This window comes from Marinicrinis lubricantis, assembly GCF_042658665.1.
GTDB lineage: Bacteria > Bacillota > Bacilli > Paenibacillales > KCTC-33676 > Marinicrinis > Marinicrinis lubricantis.
This window is the reverse complement of the sequence record NZ_JBHSQV010000076.1, coordinates 1-1,364: the sequence shown is the minus strand read 5'-3', so window position 1 is coordinate 1,364 and position 1,364 is coordinate 1. Positions and strand designations below refer to the sequence as shown.

The 1,364-nt window shown below is 45.0% G+C and carries 1 protein-coding gene; it reads left to right on the top strand.

From position 1 onward, the window contains the following. Positions 1 to 76: 76 nt before the first annotated feature. A partial coding sequence (locus ACFPXP_RS08115; RefSeq protein ID WP_379893733.1) for a transposase occupies positions 77 to 1,364 on the top strand: 1,288 nt, incomplete at its 3' end.

Here is a 1,364-nt window from a genome sequence, read left to right as displayed (position 1 = left end):
GAAAAAGGAGTACCTCCCCAAATCTCGAATAGGTAAAGTGACCAAACGATACCAAATGAGATGAGGTGAACTCCCTATGCCATTTATTCGACACGAGAGTATATTTACCCTGCAAGATCTTTACGAAATGGAACAAAAAGATCGTTTTAAAGCGATCTTCACTACCATCGATATCACTCCCGTTCTACGTTTGGTCAGAAAAAAGTCTCTTTACGGCGCACCTGTTGAGGTCAACTACACGGCGATGGTCTATTCATTAATCGTCAGGATCGTTGAGCGCATTCCCACGATCAAAGATTTGATCAAGCGGTTGCAGCATGACATCTTATTCCGCCTAGATTGTGGATTTATGCTTTCCGAAGCGATTCCTTCGCAAGCTTCGTATTCTCGCTTGGTGCGGAAGATGAGTCAAAGCAATGCGCTGGAAGAAATTCAGGAACAGCTTCTAGAGCAAGCGATTGCAGAAGGATTTGTCACGGACGATACGGTTGCCATTGATGCCACACACGTTGAAGCGCGAGACCAGGCACCTGCAAAACAAGAAAAGGAAAAATCTGAGCCGAAAAAGCGCGGTCGAAAAACGAAAGCCGAACGCGAAGCTTGGCTAAAACAAAAGCAAGAAGAAGAGGAGCAAAAGCCAATCTTCGAGAAAGAAATCGTTGCACAACTCAGTGAGCCATTCAAAGTTTTACGGGAGCAAATGCCTCTTGACCCACAGTGGGGAGTCAAGAAAAACAGTGATGGAAAAAACGTCTTCTGGTACGGCTATAAAGGTCATCTTGTAGTAGGAACGCAAAGTCAATACATCCTTGGAGCGATGCTCTCTTCCGGGAATCTGAATGACGGAAAAGCTGCGATTCCACTTTTGAAAGGAATAGCTTCTCAGCATCCAATTTTTAAATTCAAGTATGCAACAATGGACGCTGGCTACGATTATGAGCCGATATACAAGCAAATTCGAGAAGCGAAGGCTCATGCGGTTATTGCATACAACCGTCGACGTGAGCCAGAACTTGAAGGGTTTGATGAACACTTCGCACCCACCTGCGTTAGAGAGCATTCTTATCGTTATGACAGCTACGACCCAAAGTATGAAACGCTCAAATACGTTCGGCCGAAGGAATGTGAAAGTTGTCCATTAGCACACGATACACTTTGCCAGAAGGTTTACAAGATGAAAATCACGACCGACCTTAGAAAGTATGCCGCTCCGGCTCGTGGTTCAGAGCGATGGAAAGAGATTGCAAAAGAACGATCTGCTGTTGAGCGAGTAAATGCCTATCTGAAGGAATACTTTCAATTGAACAATATCAGACATCGGACCGGCCAAAAGGCAAAAGCCCATTTCAACTTGGTTACCCTGG